Origin of the sequence: Stenotrophomonas sp. NRRL B-14846 (assembly GCF_050473585.1) — a bacterium.
GTDB lineage: Bacteria > Pseudomonadota > Gammaproteobacteria > Xanthomonadales > Xanthomonadaceae > Stenotrophomonas.
The window spans coordinates 1-18,425 of sequence record NZ_JBFLUN010000005.1; the positions used below are offsets into that span (position 1 = coordinate 1).

The window sequence follows — 18,425 nt, forward strand, 5'->3', positions numbered from 1 at the left end:
GCCATCGTCCAGTCAGTCACCTGTACTTCCACCAAGGCGTCCGCCAGCGTGTAGCTGGGGGTGATGATGCGCCCACCGTTGCCCAGCGACACGGTATTGCCGACGTGGCGCACGCCCAGGCCAGGCGCAGGCGTGCGGCATCATCCAGCTGGAAGCCCTTCGAAATCCATGCCGGAGGCCAGGTCCTGCGGGGTGTCGTTGAGGCGCTGGCCCACTTCCAGCGCGAAGTTGCTGCGGCTGACCTCGGCCTCGTTGCGCGCAACGGCGGCGGTGACGGTGAGGTCGTTGGCGAACTGGAACTGGCCTTCCAGCTCGATGCCCTTGGAGCGGATCTGCCCGGTCTGCACTACGTTCAGTACGTTGTCCGGGTCGTTGGTCTGCCGGTTGGTTTCGGTGATGCGGTACGCCGCCATCGTCAGCAGCAGGTTGCGCGCGGGTTGCCACTTGATGCCTGCCTCGCTCTGGCGGCCACGCATCGGCTTGAAGGCCTGGCCGAACAGGTCCTGGCCAGTGACCGGCAGGAACGATTCGCTGTAACTCAGGTAGGGCGACACCCCGGCGCCCAGTTCGCCGATCAGGCCGGCGCGATAGGTGGTGGCGTTGTCGGTCTGGCTGGGCTGGCCCTCCGTCTTCGAGCGTGCATGGTCGCGGCGCGCGCCCAGTACCAGCGACACGCGGTCGGCCCAGCGGATCTGATCCTGCACGTACAGCCCCAGCTGGGTGGAGGTCTGGTCGGGTTGGCGGTCCCAGCCACGCACCGTCGGTGCCATCGATACCGGGGCGTAGATGTCGATCGGTGTGCCAGTGGCATCCAGGCGCTGCAGCTGTTCCTGGTACTTGCTGTAGTCGACGCCGGCCAACAACAGGTGCTGGAAGGCGCCGGTGGCGAAGTCGAACTGCAGCGCATTGTCCGCGCTGAGGATCTGCACATCCGGGCGGGTGCCATAGGCGGTACGGTTGACCACGCGACGTGCGGCGTCGATGAACGGATCGGCCGGGTTGCTGTAGCTGTCCACGTACATCTGCTGCAGCGTCGTTTTGCCATCGATGTAGCGCACGGCCGAGCGCAGGCTGAGCACGTCGTTGAAGCTGTGGTCGAACAGTGCGGTCAGGCTGTAGACGCGGGAGTCGATGCGGTCGAAGCCCGGGTCGCCGATGAAGGTGGAGGGATCCAGGCGGCGGCCGGGTGGCGCCAGCAGGGTCGCGGCCAGCGGCAGGAACTGCTGGCTGGAGCCGGTCTTGTCATGCTGATAGCTGGCCAGCAGGGTCAAGGTGCTGCGTTCGCCACGCCAGCTGATCGACGGTGCCAGGTAGACGCGGTCATCCTTGAGCGTGTCGGTCTGCATGTTGGAGGCGCGTACCAAGCCGACCAGGCGACCGGCCACGGAGCCGTCCGCGTTCAATGCACCGCCGACGTCCCCCTGCAGTTGCCTGCGATCGAAGCTGCCCAGCTGCACGCCGATCTCACCGCGTGCCGCACCGAAGGTGGGGCGCTTGCTGATGGCATTGATGATGCCGCCGGTGGCGCCGGCGCCGTACAGCACCGAGGAGGGGCCGCGCAGTACTTCCACCCGCTCCAGGCCATAGATTTCCGGGCGGGCGAGGGGGCTGAAGCCGTAGCTGCGGCGCAGGCCATCCACGTACTGCACCGGGTCCAGGCCGCGTACCGAAGTAGCGTCGTTGCGCGTATCCAGGCCCCAGGCATCGGCGGTGACGCCCGCGCTGTAGCGCAGCACTTCCTGCAGGTTGTGCGCGCCGCGATCGGTGAACAGCTGTTGGGTGACCACGCTGATCGCCTGTGGCGTCGCGGTCAGCGCGGTATCGGTCTTGGTCGCGGTACTGGCGCGGTCGGCAACGACGCTGACGCGGTCCAGGGTCCGGGCGTCCGGTGTTTCCGCAGCCACAGCCAGTGGTGCGGTGAGGGCACCGGGCAGCGCCAGGGCAAGGGAGAGCAGGGTGTGGCGGGCAGGCATGGCGGTCGGTCCATGGAAGATCGCCGCGGATTATCGGGATTGCCTTGGATTGATGCAAATGATTATCAATAGCGTGTCATCCGGCGGTCGCCTTCGCATCACGCTCCCTATGCCGGCCCGCGCCTAGCCTTGGTCGTCCCCGTCCCCCACGGAGACCCGCCATGTGGTTGCTCGACCATCTCTGGCCCGGCCGTAGACCACTTCCTCCCCCGGTCGCGGACGCGCCGCAGGCGCCGCCACGCCGCCCCTGGTTGAAACGCCCGGCGCGGGCCGGGCGCAGTGGCATGGCGCCCTGGCAGAAGGTCGCCACGCCGCCGCGGCGCGCGCGCCACTAGCCGGTGCGGTCGGCGGGGTGGTTGACCCCGTCGTTGACCGGGATCACACCCAGCGCGAACGGGTCGATGCCTTCCAGGCAGGCCACGTTGTAACCGTACTGTTCCGGGTTGGAGCGGCGCCGATGATGGGTGTAGATGCCGCACACGCCGCAGAAGTAGTGCTCGGCCACATGGGTGTTGAACTGGTACAGCTGCAGGTGGTTCTGCCCGCGCACCACCTGCAGGCCCGCGCGGGTAACGCTGGCTGCAATGGCACCCCGGCGCCGGCACATCGAGCAGTCGCAACGGCGCGGGTCGACGATGCCGTCCGGCAGGTCCAGCAGCAGTTCGACCGTGCCGCAATGGCAGGTGGCGCGGTGCTGGGGTTGGACCGGAACGCCGGCCACGGAAGTGATGCCCATCGTTGCTCCTTGTGATCCATCTGGCCGCGGGGCCGCCGCAGACGGTGCACCGGCGTGCCTGAACGGGCCGTAGATGCCACGGTGAACCCGCTTGTGGCTAACTATGCGGCTTCGGGACCGCGACAGGATGCCAGTGAGAGCCGCAGGACGTTGGATGACAGGAAGTGCCATGGCGCTGGCAGCGTTGTGGGTGACCGGGCTGCTGGCCTATCAGATGCCGGGGCCGGGCTGGCTGGCGAACGGCATTGCGGTGCTGTGGCTGCTGCTTGCGCTGTGGGCGTCGTGGCGGGTCGCGCGTGGCCGTGGCCATCGTCGCCTGGGCATGGCGTTCGGCGCCTCGTTGGCGCTGGCTGGCCTGTGGTGGCTGCTGCTGACCCCACGCCAGGACCGCGTGTGGGCCGATGACGTGGCCCAGCGCCTGCATGTGGTGTCCTTCGACGGGCGCCACGTGGTGTTCGACAACGTGCGTGATTTCACCTGGCGCAGCGAAACCGACTACGACGCGCGCTGGGTGCGCCGCGAATACGACCTGGACCAGCTGCGCTCGGCCGACCTGGTGCTGTCGTACTGGATGGGCCCCGCGATCGCCCACACCCTCATCTCGTTCGGTTTCGAGGATGGCCGCCACGTGGTGTTCTCGCTGGAGATCCGCAAGGAACGTGGTGAATCGTTCTCGGCGCTGGGCGGCTTCTTCCGCAAGTTCGAGATGACTCTGGTGGCCTCGGAGGAGACCGACATCATCCGCACCCGCACCAACGCGCGCGGCGAGGATGTCTACCTGTACCGCCTGCACGGCATGGACCGTGCGCAGCTGAAGGAGCTGTTTGCCGCGTACATCGCGCAGGCGCGCGAACTGGATGCGAAGCCGGGCTTCTACAACACGCTCACCAGCAACTGCACCACCATCGTCTTCGACCTGGCCCGGCACATCGCGCCGCGCCTGCCGCTGGACTATCGCCTGCTGCTGTCCGGGTATCTGGCCGAGTACGCGCAGGAGGTGGGTGCGCTCACGCCGGGTGTGCCGTACGCCGAACTGCATGACAAGGGCCGCATCACCCAGCGTGCGCTGGACCTGGGCAGCGGCGACCACTTCTCCACCGTGATCCGCCAGGGCGTGCCCGGCACCGAGCAGGACCCGCAGTAATGACCCGACTCTTCCTGATCCGCTGGCAGCGCGCGCTGCCGGTGTTGTTCGCCGCCTTCCTGCTGCTGGGCAGCAGCGGCTGCGCGATGGTGACCGTCAAACAGGTCAAATCCAGCGATTCGCTGGTGAACAAGCGTGCCGACGTGCTCAACACCGGCAAGCTCAGCCCGGCCGCGCGCGAGACGCTCAGCGCGGCGGGCCTGGACGAGTCGCAATGCGAGAAGGACTTCCTGGTCTGCCGCAGCACGCTGCTGATGACCGATGACCTCAATGTCGAGCAGCGGCTGTCGGCGCTGTCCGAACTGTGGGTGAAGGCCGCGCTGGCGCTGACGCCGAAGAAGACCGCCGCCGGCGATCCGCCGATGAGCGATGCGGCGCTGGACGCCTGGCTGGAAGCCGCGCGCTATGCCTATGCCTACCTGTTCTACAGCGGGCGTTCGCCGTCCGACCGTGCCTTCGAGGACCGGCAGACGCAGGTGCGCGACTACTACAACTACGCGGCAGAGAAGGCGGCAGTGGTGTTGTTCGTGCGCGCACGCGCCGCTGCGCTGGCGGGCGAGGACTATACGAAACCGCTCACGGTCGGCAGCTGGTCGCTGGCCTCCAACTACCAGCAGTTGAACCTGAAGAGCATTCCTGCGCAGCTGGTACCGGCCGGCACGGTCAGCTTCGTCGGCCTGCGCAGCACCTATCGCCGCGATGGTTTCGGCGCCGAGCTGGTGATGGTGATGGACCCGCCGAAGCTGGTCGCGCCGGTGATCGCGCCGGATGGCCCGAAGGCCGATACGCCGCCGGAGGATGAGGACGACGCGCGTCGTGGCCGCCGCCATCGCCATGACGATTCGGTGCCCGAGTTCAGCGAGATGTCCTCGATCAACGTCACTGCGTTGCTGCGGTTCGAGGGCAGCAGCCTGGACGATGTGATGCGCACGCGCCGGGTCGAGCTCGATGCCTATTCGCCGGAAGCCACCGAACGCATCACCCTGCACGGCGAACAGGTACCGCTGGCCGGCAATTTCACCGCCGCCTACGGCCTGTGGCTGGCGCAGAGCGGCTTCGCCCGGCAGTCACTGCGCACCCTGTTCGGCATGAGCGAGGGCATCGGCGAACCGCACATCTACCTGATGCAGCCGTGGGACCCGAACCGCCGCATCATCTTCATGCTGCACGGCCTGGCCAGCAGCCCGGAAGCCTGGGTGAACCTGGCCAACGAGATCATGGGCGATCCCGAGCTGCGCCAGCAGTTCCAGGTGTGGCAGGTCTACTACCCGACCAACGCACCGATCGCGCTGAACCGCTACGAGATCGCCAACGCGTTCAACGATACGCTGAAGCACTTCGATCCCAATGGCACCACGCGCGCATCGAAGGACATGGTCTACATCGGCCACAGCATGGGCGGCGTGCTCGCGCGCCTGCTGGTGAGCGATTCCGGTGATGTGCTGTGGGATGACCTGCTGGCCAACTACGATCTGAAGGGCGAGCGCCTGAAGCGGGTGCAGACCAAGCTGGGGCCACTGCTGCATTTCAAGGCGCAGCCGAACGTGGAGCGCGCGATCTTCATCGCCGCGCCGCACCAGGGCACGGATATCGCCGGCAACAAGGTCGGGCGCCTGATCGGTCGCCTGGTGCGCCTGCCGCTGACCATCCTCGGCAAGTTCGAGGATGTGTTCATGGCGCTGGCGCAGGCCGAACAGCAGGTCGATGGCACCGCCAAGCCGAAGATCCCCAACAGCATCGACAACCTCAAGGCCAGCGATCCGTTCGTGAAGGCCGCCGCGCAGTTGCCGATCGAAGCGGGCCTGAAGTACCACTCGATCATCGCCCAGCGCAAGCCGGAGCTGCCGGTGGAGAAGTCTGATGACGGGCTGGTGCCGTACTGGAGCGCGCACCTGCCGGGTGCGCTGTCGGAGAAAGTGATCATCTCCGGCCACAGCGTGCAGGAAACCCCGCAGGCCGTGCTGGAAGTGCGGCGCATCCTGCATCGGGATATCGATGACATGGGCGCCGCTACCAGGTAGTGCCGGCCGCTGGCCGGCATCATCACAGCATTCCTGCGTGCGTGGAGGTTGCCGGCCAGCGGCCGGCACTACCGAGCGCTGCCGCCTACACCCGCCGCGCGATCACCGCGGCCAGCACCGCCAGGCCGAAAGTGATCGCCAGGCACAGCAGGTAGCCGGTGTGCGGCGCGCTTTCCACGAACAGGGCGAACAGCGCGCCGGAGACCGCCAGCGCGGTGGTCACCGACAGCGCCTCGCTCAGCTGCAGCGCCGAGGTATTGGCACCCTGCTCATGCGGCGCCGACAGCGACAGGGTCAGCACCGACAGGCTGGCGTAGATCATGCCCATGCCGAAACCGGTCACGGCCCAGCCGACCAGCGCGACCGGCAGCGGCATCTGCTTGAACAGCACCGCCAGCGTGGCGGCGATGCCGACCGTCATCATCACCGTGCCAACGCGCAGCAGCTGCTGGCGTGACCAGCCGCGCTGCTGGTGACCCTGCAGCCAGGAGCCGGCGAACCAGCCCAGCGCACCGAGGCTGAGCACCGCGCCGGCCCAGCTGGGCAAAAGCCCGCGTTCGCGCTGCAGCAGCAGGGGCAGATAGGCCTCGCAGGCGAAGAAGGCTGCGGCGGCGATGCCGCGTAGCGCGATCACGCTGGGCAGGCCGCGGCGCAGGATCAGCGTTCCGGCCGGCAACAGCCGGTGCACGCAGAACAGCAGCGCAAGCATCGCCACGCCGATGCAGAGCAGGGCAGCCATGCCCTGTTGCTGGCCGCCGACGTAGAGCAGCAGTGCGGCCAGTGAGGCGCCACTGGCCCAGCGCACCACGTTGCCGCGTTCACCATCGTTGCCGGGCGCAACGGGAGACTGCATGCGCGCCAATGCCGGGCGCAGCAGCAGTGCGGCGGGTATCGCCAGCAGTGGCACTGCCAGGAATACCCAGCGCCAGCCCAGATGCTGCACGATCAGGCCACTCAACGCCGGGCCGACCATCGAGGGCACCACCCAACCCGCAGAGAACGCCGCGAACACCTTCGGTCGCAGGTGCTCGGGGTAGCTGCGGCCGACCATCACGTACAGCGAGACCGAAATCGCGCCCGCGCCCAGGCCCTGCATCAGGCGCCCGGCCACCAGCATGCCCATGCGCGTCGCAAAGCCGGCCAGCAACAGGCCCAGCACGAAGCAGGCCAGGCCGTACCAGAGCGGGCGCGCGGGGCCGTGGCGATCGGCCCAGCGCCCGGCCAGGGTCATGCCGATGACGCTGGTGGCCAGGGTGCCGCCAAAGGCCAGCGCGTACAGGCGCAGGCCATCGAGCGCTTCGGCCACGGTGGGCATCGCGGCCGCGACGGCCAATGCCTCGAAGGCATGCAGCGCGACCAGCGCAACCATGCCGATGGTGGTGGCGCGGTAGCGCGCGGACAGGATCGAGGTGTCAGCCGGCAGGTGGGCGTCGGCGGGAGAGAGGGTCGGGGTCATACGGGTCAGGTGCAGGCCGCGCTTGTCAACGGGCGGCGAAGATAGCAGCATGACACCTCAACTGTAGTTGAGGTCAAGCAATGGCATCCCAGGAACTCAGCGTTGGCGAGGTCTCCCAGCGCAGTGGCGTGGCCATTTCCGCACTGCATTTCTACGAGCGCAAGGGGCTGATCAGCAGCCTGCGCACTTCGGGCAACCAACGCCGTTACAGCCGGGATGTGCTGCGCCGGCTGGCGGTGATCCGCGTGGCGCAGCGGGTGGGCATGCCGCTGGAAGCGGTCGGCCGTGCCTTCGAGAGCCTGCCTGAAGGCCGCGCGCCGACCAAGGCCGACTGGGCCAAGCTGTCCGCGCGCTGGCGCACCGAGCTGGAAGAGCGCATCCACATGCTGCAGCTGCTGCGCGATGAACTGACCGGCTGCATCGGCTGTGGCTGCCTGTCGCTGCAGCATTGTCGCCTGGCCAACCCGGGCGACGTCCTCGGCGAACGCGGCGACGGCCCGATGCGCTGGGAATGAAAAAGGGGACGGAGGGGATTAAGTCGCAAGTGCACAAACGACTTAATCCCCTCCGTCCCCTTTTTCTTACCAGACCGTGATCGTCTCGCCGCTCTGGATGCCTTCCACTGCGCGCTGGAAGGCCAGCGCCGCGCGCTGCGCGCTCACCGCCTCGAAGCCCGGGAAGTAGGGGCCGTAGGCGGCCATCGATTCGATCAGTACGTTCGGGCTGACCACGTTGATGCGCAGGCCGCGCGGCAGCAGCTCGAGTGCGGCGGCACGCACGAAGCCTTCCAGTGCGGCATTCACCGAGGTGGCGTTGACGCCATCGCGGATCGGCTGTGCGCTGACGATGCCGCTGGTCAGGGTGATCGAACCGCCGGCGTTGAGGTGGTGCTGGGCGACCAGCGCCAGCCGCACCTGGCCCAGCAGCTTGTCCTGCAGGCCGATGTTGAAGTGCTCGGGCGTCATCTCCTGCAGCGGGCCGAAGTACAGCTTGCCAGCGGTGGATATCACCGCATCGACCGGGCCGGTACGCGCGAACAGCTCGGCAACGCTGGCGTCGTCGGTCAGGTCGACGCGCAGCTCACCGCTGTGGCGGCCGGCGGCGAGGATCTGATGCTGCTGGCCGAGCTGGCGGGCGACTGCCTGGCCGAGGGTGCCGCTGGCACCCACGAGGAGGATCTTCATGGCGGTTCCTTGCGGGAGGGGGAATGGGCGCAGTCTGCGCCCTCACAGCAGGGTTAGGTAAGCGGCGTATGCTTCGCAGATTCCTAACCCAGGATTAGTAATGGATACCCTCCGATGCATGCAGGCCTTCGTGGCGGTCGCCGAGCGTGGCAGCTTCGCCGGCGCCGCCGAACAGCTGCAGGTCTCGGCGGTGATGGTGGGCAAGTACATCCAGCAGCTGGAGGCGCACCTGGGGACGGCGCTGCTGCAACGGAATACCCGCCGCCAGCGCCTGACCGAAGCCGGCAGCGCCTACCTGGCCGGGTGCCGGCAGGTGCTGGAGCAGGTGCAGCATGCCGAGGCCGACGTGGCCGGTCTGCAGGTACAGCCGCGTGGCCTGCTGCGGGTCAGTGCGCCGACCACCTGGGGCAGCTGCGTGCTGGCGCCGCAGCTGGCCGGCCTGCTGCGCGCGCAGCCGCAGTTGAACATCGAACTGGACCTGAGCAACCGCCGCGTGGATCTGATCGAGGACGGCTTCGACGTGGCGATCCGGGTCGGACCGCTGCCATCGCAGGAGGTGGTGGCGCGGCCGTTGCCGCCCTACGCAATGAGCCTGTGCGCGGCGCCTTCATACCTGCGCCGGCGCGGCACGCCGCGCACAGCCGGCGGATCTGGAAGGACATGACTGCCTGAGCCATCTCGCCTGGCGTGGTGGCCATGGCTGGCAGCTGGCCAACGGCGAACAGGTGGACTGGGAGGCGCGGCTGACCTGCAACGACGGTGTTGCACTGCGTGAGGCCGCCGTGGCCGGGGCGGGGCTGGTGCTGCAGCCGACCGCCCTGCTGGCCGGCGAGATCGCGGCCGGACGGTTGAAGCCACTGCTGCGCGACTACCTGCCCGAACCGCGGCCGATGCACCTGATCTACCTGCCGGATCGACGGCCGCGCCCGCGGTTGCAGTGCTTCGTCGATTTCGTCATGGCCACATTGGGGCAATGAGCATCCACGCATGGCGTGGATCTACTGAAGAGACAGGCATCAGTAGATCCACGCCATGCGTGGATGATGGTAGGTGCCGACCGTTGGTCGGCACACATCGGGATCAATCATTCGCCGCAGACAGTTCCTGCCCACGCACCTGCGCGGCGCGCAGCGCGGTGTCCACCAGCGCTTCGAAACCACCGGCCTGGAAGCGCTCGATCGCGGCCTGGGTGGTGCCGTTCGGCGAGGTCACGCGGCGGCGCAGCTCGGCGGGGCTTTCACCGGCTTCATCCAGCATGCGCGAGGCGCCCAGCAGGGTCTGCACCACCAGCGTGCGCGCGGCCTCGGCCGGCAGGCCCTGGGCAATGCCCGCCGCTTCCATCGCTTCGGCCAGCAGGAACACGTAGGCCGGCCCGCTGCCGGACACGGCAGTGACCGAATCCATCAGCGCCTCGCGCTCGATCCACACGGTACGGCCGGCACTGGCCAATACCTGTTCGGCCTGCGCGTGCTGCTGTGCATCCACCGACGGCGTGGCATACAGGCCGGTCACGCCGGCGCCGAGCAGGGCCGGCGTGTTGGGCATTGCACGCACCACCGGCAGGTTGCCGCCCAGCCAGCGTTCCAGCTGCGCGCTGGTGATGCCGGCGGCAATGGACACCACCAGCGGCCGGTTCGCCTGGGCCAGTGCCTGCAGCGACTGGCAGACCTCGCGCAGCACCTGCGGCTTCACCGCCAGCAGCCAGGTGCGGCCCTGTGCGGCGGCATTGGCGGCGTTGTCGTGTACCTGTACGCCGAAATCGGTGGCCAGCGACTCGCGCAGTGCTGCAACCGGTTCGGCCACATGGATGTGCGCGGCGGGCACGCCCTGGCGGATCAGGCCGGCGATCAGGCTGCGTGCCATGTTGCCGCCGCCGATGAAGGTGATGGAATCAGCTGCCATGGAAGTCTCCTTGGAAAATCAGGCCGGGCGCGGGCGCGCGCCGAACAGGGCGGTGCCGATGCGCACCAGGGTGGCGCCCTCGGCGATGGCTTCGGCGTAGTCGCTGCTCATGCCCATCGACAGCGTGTCGACCTGCGCGTACTGGGCGGCCAGTGATTGGAAAAGGGCGCGCATGCGCACGAATGCATCCCGACGACGCTCGGCCTCCGGCCACGGCGCCGGAATCGCCATCAGGCCGCGCAGGCGCAGCTGGGGCTCGGCGGCGATCGCGGCGGCCAATGCGTCCACGGCCTCCGGCGCACAGCCGTGCTTGCTGGACTCATCGTCGATGTTGACCTGGATCAGCACGTTCAGCGGGCCGCGCGTGGCCGGGCGATGGCGCGCCAGCGCCGTCACCAGCTTGGGCCGGTCCACGCTCTGCACCCAGTCGAAATGGGTGGCCACGGCATCGGCCTTGTTCGACTGCAGGTGGCCGATCAGGTGCCACTCCAGCGCCAGGTGCTGCAGCGCCTGCATCTTGGCCAGCGCTTCCTGCACATAGTTCTCGCCGAAGGCATGCTGGCCCTGTGCGGCCAGCGCGGCCACGGCCTCGGCCGGTTGGGTCTTGGAAACGGCCAGCAGGCGCGGATCGGGCCGGCCGGCCGCCTCGGCGGCAGCATGCAGGTTGCTCAGGATCTGGGGCAGGGGAGTGGCCACGTAACGCGTTCCGTTGAATCAGGAGGCTATACTGCCGCCCGGGGAAAGATCCTTCCAGTCGAAGCCGTTATTGGGGAGTAGCCGCTCATGGATATCGCCGAACTGCTGGCGTTTTCCGTAAAGAACAAAGCGTCCGACCTGCACCTGTCTGCAGGCCTGCCGCCGATGATCCGCGTGGACGGCGATGTTCGCCGGATCAACATCCCAGCCCTGGACCACAAGCAGGTCCACGCGCTGGTGTACGACATCATGTCCGACAAGCAGCGCCGCGATTACGAGGAATTCCTCGAAGTGGACTTCTCTTTCGAGATCCCGTCGCTGGCGCGCTTCCGTGTGAACGCGTTCAACCAGAACCGCGGCGCCGGTGCGGTGTTCCGTACCATTCCCTCCGAGGTGCTCACCCTCGAGGACCTGGCCTGCCCGCCGTTGTTCCGCGAGGTGATCCAGCAGCCGCAGGGCCTGATCCTGGTGACCGGCCCGACCGGCTCGGGCAAGTCGACCACGCTGGCGGCGATGATCGACTACATCAACAAGAACGAATACGGCCACATCCTCACCGTCGAGGATCCGATCGAATTCGTGCACACCTCGCAGAAGTGCCTGATCAACCAGCGCGAAGTGCACCGCGACACGCATGGCTTCAACGAAGCGCTGCGCTCGGCGCTGCGTGAGGACCCGGACATCATCCTGGTCGGCGAACTCCGTGACCTGGAAACCATCCGCCTGGCACTGACCGCCGCGGAAACCGGCCACCTGGTGTTCGGCACTCTGCACACCAGTTCGGCGGCCAAGACCATCGACCGTATCATCGACGTGTTCCCGGCCGGCGAAAAGCCGATGGTGCGTTCGATGCTGTCCGAGTCGCTGCGTGCGGTGATCTCGCAGGCTCTGCTGAAGAAGGTCGGCGGCGGTCGTACCGCTGCGTGGGAAATCATGGTCGGCACCCCGGCCATCCGCAACCTGATCCGCGAGGACAAGGTCGCGCAGATGTACTCGGCCATCCAGACCGGCCAGCAGTACGGAATGATGACCCTGGACCAGCACCTGCAGGACCTGGTCAAGCGCAGCCTGATCACCCGCAACCAGGCCCGCGAGTACGCCAAGGACAAGCGCCTGTTCGAGTAAGGCGGGGCAACAACGGGGCGGCGTGCGCCAGTGCGCCGCCGTACCCGCGCCGTTTCCTCCACCGACCGTTTCCTGGTACATGCCCCATTGGGAGCCCGCCGTGAACACCACCGCGACCACCATCGATTTCACTTCGTTCCTCAAGCTGATGGCGCACCAGCGCGCCTCGGACCTGTTCATCACGGCCGGCATGCCGCCGGCGATGAAGGTCAACGGCAAGATCTCGCCGATCACGCAGACCCCGCTCACGCCGCAGCAGAGCCGCGACCTGGTCCTGAACGTGATGACCCCGGCGCAGCGCGAGGAATTCGAGAAGACCCACGAATGCAACTTCGCCATCGGCCTGTCCGGTGTCGGCCGCTTCCGCGTCAGCTGCTTCTACCAGCGCAACCAGGTTGGCATGGTGCTGCGTCGCATCGAGACGCGCATTCCGACCGTGGAAGAACTGAGCCTGCCGCCGATCATCAAGACGCTGGCGATGACCAAGCGCGGCATCATCCTGTTCGTCGGTGCCACCGGTACCGGTAAATCGACCTCGCTGGCGGCGATGATCGGTTACCGCAACCAGAATTCGACCGGCCACATCATCACCATCGAAGACCCGATCGAATTCGTGCACAAGCACGAGGGCTGCATCATCACCCAGCGCGAGGTCGGCATCGATACCGACAGCTGGGAAGCGGCCCTGAAGAACACCCTGCGCCAGGCGCCGGACGTGATCATGATCGGCGAGGTGCGTACCCGCGAAGGCATGGACCACGCCATCGCGTTCGCCGAAACCGGCCACCTGGTGCTGTGCACCCTGCATGCCAACAACGCCAACCAGGCGATGGACCGCATCGTCAACTTCTTCCCGGAAGACCGCCGCAACCAGTTGCTGATGGACCTGTCGCTGAACCTCAAGGGCGTGGTCGCGCAGCAGCTGGTGCCGTCGCCGGATGGCCGCTCGCGCAAGGTGGCGATGGAGATCCTGCTGGGCACGCCGCTGGTGCAGGACTACATCCGCGACGGCGAGATCCACAAGCTGAAGGAAGTGATGAAGGACTCGGCCCAGCTGGGCATGAAGACCTTCGACCAGAGCCTGTTCGAGCTGTACCAGGCCGGCGAGATCAGCTACGAGGACGCGCTGCGCTACGCCGATTCGCAGAACGAAGTACGCCTGCGCATCAAGCTCAGCCAGGGCGGCGATGCCCGCACCCTGTCGCAGGGGCTGGATGGCGTGGAGATTTCCGAGATCCGGTGACTGGACGGGCGCCTGCAGGCGCCCTCTGCTCCGGGATGACCGCAGCGCCGGATGCACGCCGGCGTGAACCTGCCAGGGAGGCCTGCATGCGTGCGACTGCGAGCGTGATACTGGCCATCGCCGTGCTGCTGCAGGGCGGTTGTGCCCGCCCGCCCGAGCACGCGGCTCCTGTGGCGATGGAAGGCTGCGGTGATCCGCAGGCACAGGCCTGGTATCTGCTGCCGCTGCCTGCGGTGGAGCCTAGCGACGACCGGCCTCCCTTCATCGATTTCACCGGGTTTGCGAGGGCGACCTACGTTGCCCGGTTGCGGGATCTGGGTGACTTGCCAGAACCGTCGTTCCGCTGTGGCAGCGTACCGGTCCAAGCGTATCGCTTCATCTGGGATCCTGCGTTCTTCCCGGGCGTGGTCATACGCGCGCAGCGCAACGCAGCCGGCCAGGCGTGGATCGTCGGGCGCAGTGCACGCGATTTCGAGATTCCCGGATCGTCGCCCGGGCCTCCATCCACCGTCATCAAGGGCGGCACGTGCGCGCCACCGCGCGCGCTGAGTGCGCAGGAATGGAAGGCCATCGCCGCCGCATTTTCGCTGTTGCAGGGCGAAGACTCGAGCGCTGGGCTTGATGGCTCAACGTGGATGTTCGAGTCCGTGGTGGACGGCGAGCAGCGTTGGTTCGCGCGATGGGTGCCGCGGGATCCGGCGTTCCGCAACACTGGGAGGATGATGGCGGAACTGGCGGGGTGCACTGACACCCTGCAGGGCATGGAATGACCGGCGCGCCGCCGATTGATGAATTCCAGTCATGACCGACTGCCATCCAGCCGGTTCAATCCACCGCCAGTGCAGGCGTATCGTCAGCGCTCCCCCTCTGGAGCACGACGATGCAGACACGTGAACTCGGCCGCAGCGGCCTGAAGGTTTCCGCCCTGGGCCTGGGCTGCATGGGCCTGACCCACGCCTACGGCCAGCCGGTGGAGCGCAGCCAGGGCATCGCCCTGCTGCAGGCCGCCATCGAGCGTGGCGTGACCTTCTTCGACACCGCCGAGGTGTATGGCCCGTACACCAACGAAGACCTGCTTGGCGAAGCGTTGGCGCCGTATCGCGACAAGCTGGTGATCGCCACCAAGTTCGGCTTCAAGGATGCGCGCGTCGATACCCGGCCTGGATAGCCGCCCGGAGAACATCCGTGCGGTGGCCGAAGCCAGCCTCAAGCGACTGCGCACCGACCATATCGACCTGTTCTACCAGCACCGCGTGGACCCGAACGTGCCGATCGAAGACGTGGCCGGCACCGTGCGCGACCTGATCGCCGAAGGCAAGGTCGGCCACTTCGGCCTGTCCGAGGCCAGCGCCGCCACCGTGCGCCGTGCGCATGCGGTGCAGCCGGTGGCCGCCGTGCAGAGCGAGTACTCGCTGTGGTGGCGCGAGCCGGAGCGCGAGCTGCTGCCGACCCTGCAGGAACTGGGCATCGGCTTCGTGCCGTTCAGCCCGCTGGGCCGCGGCTTCCTGACCGGCGCGATCAACGCCGACACTACCTTCGACGCCAACGACTTCCGCAACAGCGTGCCGCGTTTCCAGGTGGAAGCACGTCGTGCCAACCAGGCACTGGTTGATCGCATCGGCACGATTGCTGCCGCACGTGGCGCCACGCCGGCACAGGTGGCGCTGGCCTGGCTGCTGGCGCAGGCGCCGTGGATCGTGCCGATCCCGGGCACGACCAAGGTCCATCGCCTGGAAGAAAACCTGGGCGCGGTCGACCTGCAGTTGGCACCGGAGGACCTGCAGCGTATCGCGCAGGCACTGGACGAAGTGTCGATCGTCGGCGAGCGCTACAACGCGCAGCGTGCGGCGCAGGCCAAGGGCTGATCACCAGGTGGATGCGGTGGGTGCGGACCGTTGGTCCGCACTCCTTGACCCTCACCCCATCGGCCCGCGCAGCGCATCAAGCACCGTACGCATCGCCACGGTGACGTGGCGGCGCGATGGGTAATACGCGTAGTAGCCATCAAAGTGCGGGCACCAGTCGTCCAGCACCGACTGCAGGCGACCATCGTCCAGCATCGGCTGCACCTGGTCTTCCGGCAGCCAGGCCAATCCGCTGCCGGCCAGCGCCGCGGCGCGGGTCATGCCCATGGTGTTGAAGGTCCACTGGCCCCGTCACGCGCACGCTCAGTTCGTCGCCGTCCTGGCCGAAATCCCACGGCATCAGTCCACCATGCGTGGGCAGGCGCAGGGTCACGCAGTTGTGCGCGGCCAGATCGTCCGGATGCTGCGGCACCACGTGCTGGCGGAAGTAGCTGGGCGCGCCGACCACGCGCATGCGCAGCGGCGGGCTGATCGGCAACCGCGACCATGTCGCGGGCCAGCCGCTCGCCGAGGCGGATGCCGATGTCGTAGCGTTCGGCGACGATGTCGGCCAGGCCGTAGTCGGTGGTCAGTTCCACCTTCAGGTCCGGATAGCGCTGCAGCAGCGGCGCCAGCCGCGGCCAGGCAAGGTACTCGGCGGCATGGCCGGTGGCGTTGATGCGGATGGTGCCGGCGGGGCGCTCGCGGTACTCGGCCAGCGCGGCCAGTTCGTCCTCGATCTCGGCCAGGCGTGGAGCGAGGGTCTCGAGCAGGCGGGCGCCAGCTTCGGTGGTGGACACGCTGCGGGTGGTACGGGTCAGCAGGCGCACACCCAAGCGCTGTTCCAGGCCGCGCATGGCATGGCTGAGCGCTGACTGGGACACGCCGAGCTGGGCGGCGGCCCTGGTGAAGCTGCCCTCGCGGGCGACGTGGACGAAGGCCTGCAGGTCGTTGAGGTTTTCACGGGGCATGCAGGGATGATACGGCTCCCGGATTGAGCGGAGCTGTCGATTTCCGGCTCGCCGGTTCGTCGTAACGGTACATCCAACGCAAGGAGCTTCCGCATGAGCACTGAAAAGCCCAAGGGCCAGCCTCGTACTTCCCCTCCATCGAGAAGACCTACGGGCAGCCCGTAGCGCACTGGTTCGGGTTGCTGGCGGGCAGGAAGGCCTGAAACACATGGAGCTGGTCAGCTTCCTGAAAAGCGAACATGGGCTGGGCCACGGCCATGCCAACGCGCTGGTGGCGCATCACCTGGCCGGCAAGGGCTGAGCAGGCAACGCTGCGCTGAACGGCCGTGTGGGGCCTCGCCACACGGCATCCAGGCTCGGGCAGACTGGGCGTCCATCCCGAGGCAGGACGCCCCCATGCAGGTCACGCTGGACGCGATCACCGTCGACAACTACGAAGCCGTGTGCGACCTCGAGGTCAGTGAGGCGCAGCAGGACTTCGTCGCCGGCAATACCTGGTCGCTGGTGCAGGCAGCATTCCATCCCGGCTACCAGACCCGTGCCATCCAGGCCGATGGCGAGCTGGTCGGGTTCTTCATGTGGGTGCCGGAGACGCCGCAGCGGACGTCGATCTGGCGCTTCATGGTCGATCAGCGCTGGCAGGGGCGTGGCATCGGGCGCCGCGCGCTGGAACTGGCGCTGGCGCAGATCCGGGCAACGCCCGGCGTGGCTGAGGTCGAGATCTGCTACAACCCGCGCAATCCGGTCGCCGGCGCCTTCTATGGCAGCTTCGGGTTCGTCGAGACCGGCATGGATGACGATGGCGAGGACATGCTGGCCGTGTTGCCTGTTGCGGGCCTGGGATAACCTGAATGGGCGAGGGTGGCTGAACGATTTCATCTGCAACTGTCATGCGGATCGTGTCTAATACCGCTCCCCACCCGCTGTTCCCCCACCCGCATGTCCCTTCCTTCCCATGGCCCCGCGCCGTGCGACGACGCTGACGGCCACCTGGTCACCGCCGGTCCGCTGACCCCGCCGCCCGACAGTGCCGGCACCACCGCCGACGAAAAAGCGCTGCGTCACTCGATCGCCGAGGACGTGCAGGGCATGGTGCTGGCCACGATGGTGGCCTCGCTGGGCCTGGCCATCTTCGCCAAGGGCGGGCTGATGATCGGTGGCATGGCCGGCATGGCGTTCCTGCTGCACTACGCGATGGGCTGGAACTTCGGCCTGGTGTTCGTGCTGGTCAACCTGCCGTTCTACTGGGTGGCGCTGCGGCGCATGGGCTGGGAATTCACCCTGAAGACCTTCGCCGCGGTCACCGCCTGTGGCGTGCTGACCGACCTGCTGCCGCGCTGGATCGACTTCTCGCACATCAACCCGTTGTATTCGGCGATCGTGGGCGGTGCGCTGTCCGGCCTGGGCATCCTGTTCTTCATCCGCCACCGCGCCAGCCTTGGCGGCATCGGCATCCTGGCGGTGTACCTGCAGCGCACCCGCGGCTGGAGCGCCGGCAAGGTGCAGATGTCCTACGACGCCTGCCTGATGGTGGCCGCGTTCTTCGTGCTGTCGCCGTCGAAGGTGCTGTACTCGGCCATCGGCGCGGTGGTGCTCAGCCTGGTGCTGATGTTCAACCACCGCCCTGGCCGCTACATGGGCGTGTGACGATTCGACGGTAGTGCCGGCCGCTGGCCGGCAACACCTGTGGCCTCCCGAGGCTGCCGGCCAGCGGCCGGCACTACCGGGAAGCCTTCAACCACGGCGGCGACAGCGTCAACAGCCGCGCATGCACCGGGCAGTCCGCGGCGTGCGCACCCGGCAGGTAACCCAGGCTCATCAGGAATTCGCCGGTGATCTCGCCGCCGGTGAAGCGGAACGTCTTCTTGAACAGCTTCACCCAGTCGGCCTTGCTGCGCGGGTGATGCGCATCCAGCCACGCCGCGAAACTGCCATGGCTGGCCCGCAGCTGCTGGATCACCTGCGCATTGTGGATCGCCGCCAGCACCTTCAGCCGGTTGCGGATGATGCCCGCGTCCGACAGCAGGCGCTCGATGTCCTGCTCGGCGTAGGCCGCCACGCGGTCGACATCGAAACCGTCATAGGCCGTGCGGAAACCCTCGCGCTTCTTCAGGATCGTCTCCCAGCTCA

The 18,425-nt window shown here is 67.4% G+C and carries 16 protein-coding genes and 3 pseudogenes; 11 read left to right on the forward strand and 8 right to left on the reverse strand.

The genetic code is table 11. The annotated features are described in order from the left end of the window. Positions 1–140: 140 nt before the first annotated feature. Both AB1281_RS00450 and AB1281_RS00455 read right to left on the reverse strand, forming a co-directional pair. Positions 141–1,973 (reverse strand): TonB-dependent siderophore receptor, encoded by a 1,833-nt coding sequence (locus AB1281_RS00450; RefSeq protein WP_430344813.1) that lies wholly within the window; start codon positions 1,971–1,973, stop codon positions 141–143. A gap of 331 nt (positions 1,974–2,304) precedes the next feature. Continuing rightward, complete coding sequence (locus AB1281_RS00455) at positions 2,305–2,709, reverse strand: GFA family protein (protein ID WP_049443405.1); 405 nt, start codon at positions 2,707–2,709, stop codon at positions 2,305–2,307. 169 nt (positions 2,710–2,878) lie between these two features. Between AB1281_RS00455 and AB1281_RS00460 the strand changes: the two genes are divergently transcribed. Both AB1281_RS00460 and AB1281_RS00465 read left to right on the forward strand, forming a co-directional pair. Next, entirely contained in the window at positions 2,879–3,853 is a 975-nt protein-coding gene (locus AB1281_RS00460) for a DUF4105 domain-containing protein (protein ID WP_430344822.1), read from the forward strand. Beyond that, positions 3,853–5,874 (forward strand): esterase/lipase family protein, encoded by a 2,022-nt coding sequence (locus AB1281_RS00465; protein WP_430344814.1) that lies wholly within the window; start codon positions 3,853–3,855, stop codon positions 5,872–5,874. Before AB1281_RS00460 ends, AB1281_RS00465 begins: the two co-directional genes overlap by 1 nt. An 85-nt stretch (positions 5,875–5,959) precedes the next feature. Here AB1281_RS00465 and AB1281_RS00470 read toward each other — a convergent pair whose 3' ends face one another. Then, positions 5,960–7,381, reverse strand: coding sequence for an MFS transporter (locus AB1281_RS00470; RefSeq protein ID WP_430344815.1), 1,422 nt, complete (start codon positions 7,379–7,381; stop codon positions 5,960–5,962). A gap of 29 nt (positions 7,382–7,410) precedes the next feature. On the opposite strand from AB1281_RS00470, the gene soxR reads away from it, so the two are divergent. After that, entirely contained in the window at positions 7,411–7,845 is a 435-nt protein-coding gene (gene soxR / locus AB1281_RS00475) for a redox-sensitive transcriptional activator SoxR (RefSeq protein ID WP_014036217.1), read from the forward strand. Between the two features lie 66 nt (positions 7,846–7,911). On the opposite strand, the gene AB1281_RS00480 is transcribed toward soxR, so the two are convergent. Next, a complete protein-coding gene (locus AB1281_RS00480) occupies positions 7,912–8,514 on the reverse strand; it encodes a short chain dehydrogenase (protein WP_430344816.1) in 603 nt (200 codons plus the stop codon). A 118-nt stretch (positions 8,515–8,632) separates the two neighbouring features. Here AB1281_RS00480 and AB1281_RS00485 point away from each other — a divergent pair. Further along, positions 8,633–9,491, forward strand: a pseudogene (locus AB1281_RS00485) (LysR family transcriptional regulator). A 103-nt stretch (positions 9,492–9,594) separates the two neighbouring features. On the opposite strand, the gene proC reads toward AB1281_RS00485, so the two are convergent. Then, positions 9,595–10,416 carry a pyrroline-5-carboxylate reductase gene (gene proC / locus AB1281_RS00490; protein WP_430344817.1) on the reverse strand — a complete coding sequence of 274 codons (822 nt, stop codon included), beginning with the start codon at positions 10,414–10,416 and terminating at the stop codon, positions 9,595–9,597. Positions 10,417–10,434: 18 nt separating this feature from the next. Then, positions 10,435–11,112, reverse strand: coding sequence for a YggS family pyridoxal phosphate-dependent enzyme (locus AB1281_RS00495; RefSeq protein WP_430344818.1), 678 nt, complete (start codon positions 11,110–11,112; stop codon positions 10,435–10,437). Positions 11,113–11,199: 87 nt separating this feature from the next. Between AB1281_RS00495 and AB1281_RS00500 the strand changes: the two genes are divergently transcribed. The 4 genes and pseudogenes from AB1281_RS00500 to AB1281_RS00515 all read left to right on the forward strand — a co-directional run bounded on the left by AB1281_RS00500 (position 11,200) and on the right by AB1281_RS00515 (position 15,345). Continuing rightward, complete coding sequence (locus AB1281_RS00500; protein WP_004147099.1) at positions 11,200–12,237, forward strand: type IV pilus twitching motility protein PilT; 1,038 nt, start codon at positions 11,200–11,202, stop codon at positions 12,235–12,237. A 79-nt stretch (positions 12,238–12,316) separates the two neighbouring features. Further along, entirely contained in the window at positions 12,317–13,480 is a 1,164-nt protein-coding gene (locus AB1281_RS00505) for a PilT/PilU family type 4a pilus ATPase (RefSeq protein ID WP_285302785.1), read from the forward strand. 86 nt (positions 13,481–13,566) lie between these two features. After that, positions 13,567–14,250, forward strand: a complete 684-nt coding sequence (locus AB1281_RS00510) for a hypothetical protein (RefSeq protein WP_430344819.1) — start codon at positions 13,567–13,569, stop codon at positions 14,248–14,250. Positions 14,251–14,360: 110 nt separating this feature from the next. Further along, a pseudogene (locus AB1281_RS00515) lies at positions 14,361–15,345 on the forward strand (aldo/keto reductase). Positions 15,346–15,396: 51 nt separating this feature from the next. Here the strand turns inward: AB1281_RS00515 and AB1281_RS00520 are convergent. Continuing rightward, positions 15,397–16,295 (reverse strand): annotated as a pseudogene (locus AB1281_RS00520) (LysR family transcriptional regulator). A 169-nt stretch (positions 16,296–16,464) separates the two neighbouring features. Between AB1281_RS00520 and AB1281_RS00525 the strand changes: the two are divergent. The 3 genes from AB1281_RS00525 (at position 16,465) to AB1281_RS00535 (ending at position 17,942) form a co-directional block, all read left to right on the forward strand. Continuing rightward, on the forward strand, positions 16,465–16,596 hold the full coding sequence (locus AB1281_RS00525) for a DUF4287 domain-containing protein (RefSeq protein WP_430344823.1): 132 nt from the start codon (positions 16,465–16,467) through the stop codon (positions 16,594–16,596). Between the two features lie 95 nt (positions 16,597–16,691). After that, entirely contained in the window at positions 16,692–17,141 is a 450-nt protein-coding gene (locus AB1281_RS00530) for a GNAT family N-acetyltransferase (protein WP_430344820.1), read from the forward strand. 93 nt (positions 17,142–17,234) lie between these two features. Beyond that, on the forward strand, positions 17,235–17,942 hold the full coding sequence (locus AB1281_RS00535) for a YitT family protein (protein ID WP_014036228.1): 708 nt from the start codon (positions 17,235–17,237) through the stop codon (positions 17,940–17,942). A 73-nt stretch (positions 17,943–18,015) separates the two neighbouring features. Here the strand turns inward: AB1281_RS00535 and AB1281_RS00540 are convergent. Next, a partial coding sequence (locus AB1281_RS00540; protein WP_430344821.1) for a DNA-3-methyladenine glycosylase I occupies positions 18,016–18,425 on the reverse strand: 410 nt, incomplete at its 5' end.

Coding starts and splice junctions, on each gene's coding strand:
- AB1281_RS00470 (WP_430344815.1), bottom strand. CDS start 7,381: ATGCTGCTATCTTCGCCGCCCGTTGACAAGCGCGGCCTGCACCTGACC.
- AB1281_RS00455 (WP_049443405.1), bottom strand. CDS start 2,709: ATGGGCATCACTTCCGTGGCCGGCGTTCCGGTCCAACCCCAGCACCGC.
- AB1281_RS00530 (WP_430344820.1), top strand. CDS start 16,692: ATGCAGGTCACGCTGGACGCGATCACCGTCGACAACTACGAAGCCGTG.
- soxR (WP_014036217.1), top strand. CDS start 7,411: ATGGCATCCCAGGAACTCAGCGTTGGCGAGGTCTCCCAGCGCAGTGGC.
- AB1281_RS00535 (WP_014036228.1), top strand. CDS start 17,235: ATGTCCCTTCCTTCCCATGGCCCCGCGCCGTGCGACGACGCTGACGGC.
- AB1281_RS00460 (WP_430344822.1), top strand. CDS start 2,879: ATGGCGCTGGCAGCGTTGTGGGTGACCGGGCTGCTGGCCTATCAGATG.
- AB1281_RS00500 (WP_004147099.1), top strand. CDS start 11,200: ATGGATATCGCCGAACTGCTGGCGTTTTCCGTAAAGAACAAAGCGTCC.
- AB1281_RS00465 (WP_430344814.1), top strand. CDS start 3,853: ATGACCCGACTCTTCCTGATCCGCTGGCAGCGCGCGCTGCCGGTGTTG.
- AB1281_RS00505 (WP_285302785.1), top strand. CDS start 12,317: ATGCCCCATTGGGAGCCCGCCGTGAACACCACCGCGACCACCATCGAT.
- AB1281_RS00480 (WP_430344816.1), bottom strand. CDS start 8,514: ATGAAGATCCTCCTCGTGGGTGCCAGCGGCACCCTCGGCCAGGCAGTC.
- proC (WP_430344817.1), bottom strand. CDS start 10,416: ATGGCAGCTGATTCCATCACCTTCATCGGCGGCGGCAACATGGCACGC.
- AB1281_RS00510 (WP_430344819.1), top strand. CDS start 13,567: ATGCGTGCGACTGCGAGCGTGATACTGGCCATCGCCGTGCTGCTGCAG.
- AB1281_RS00450 (WP_430344813.1), bottom strand. CDS start 1,973: ATGCCTGCCCGCCACACCCTGCTCTCCCTTGCCCTGGCGCTGCCCGGT.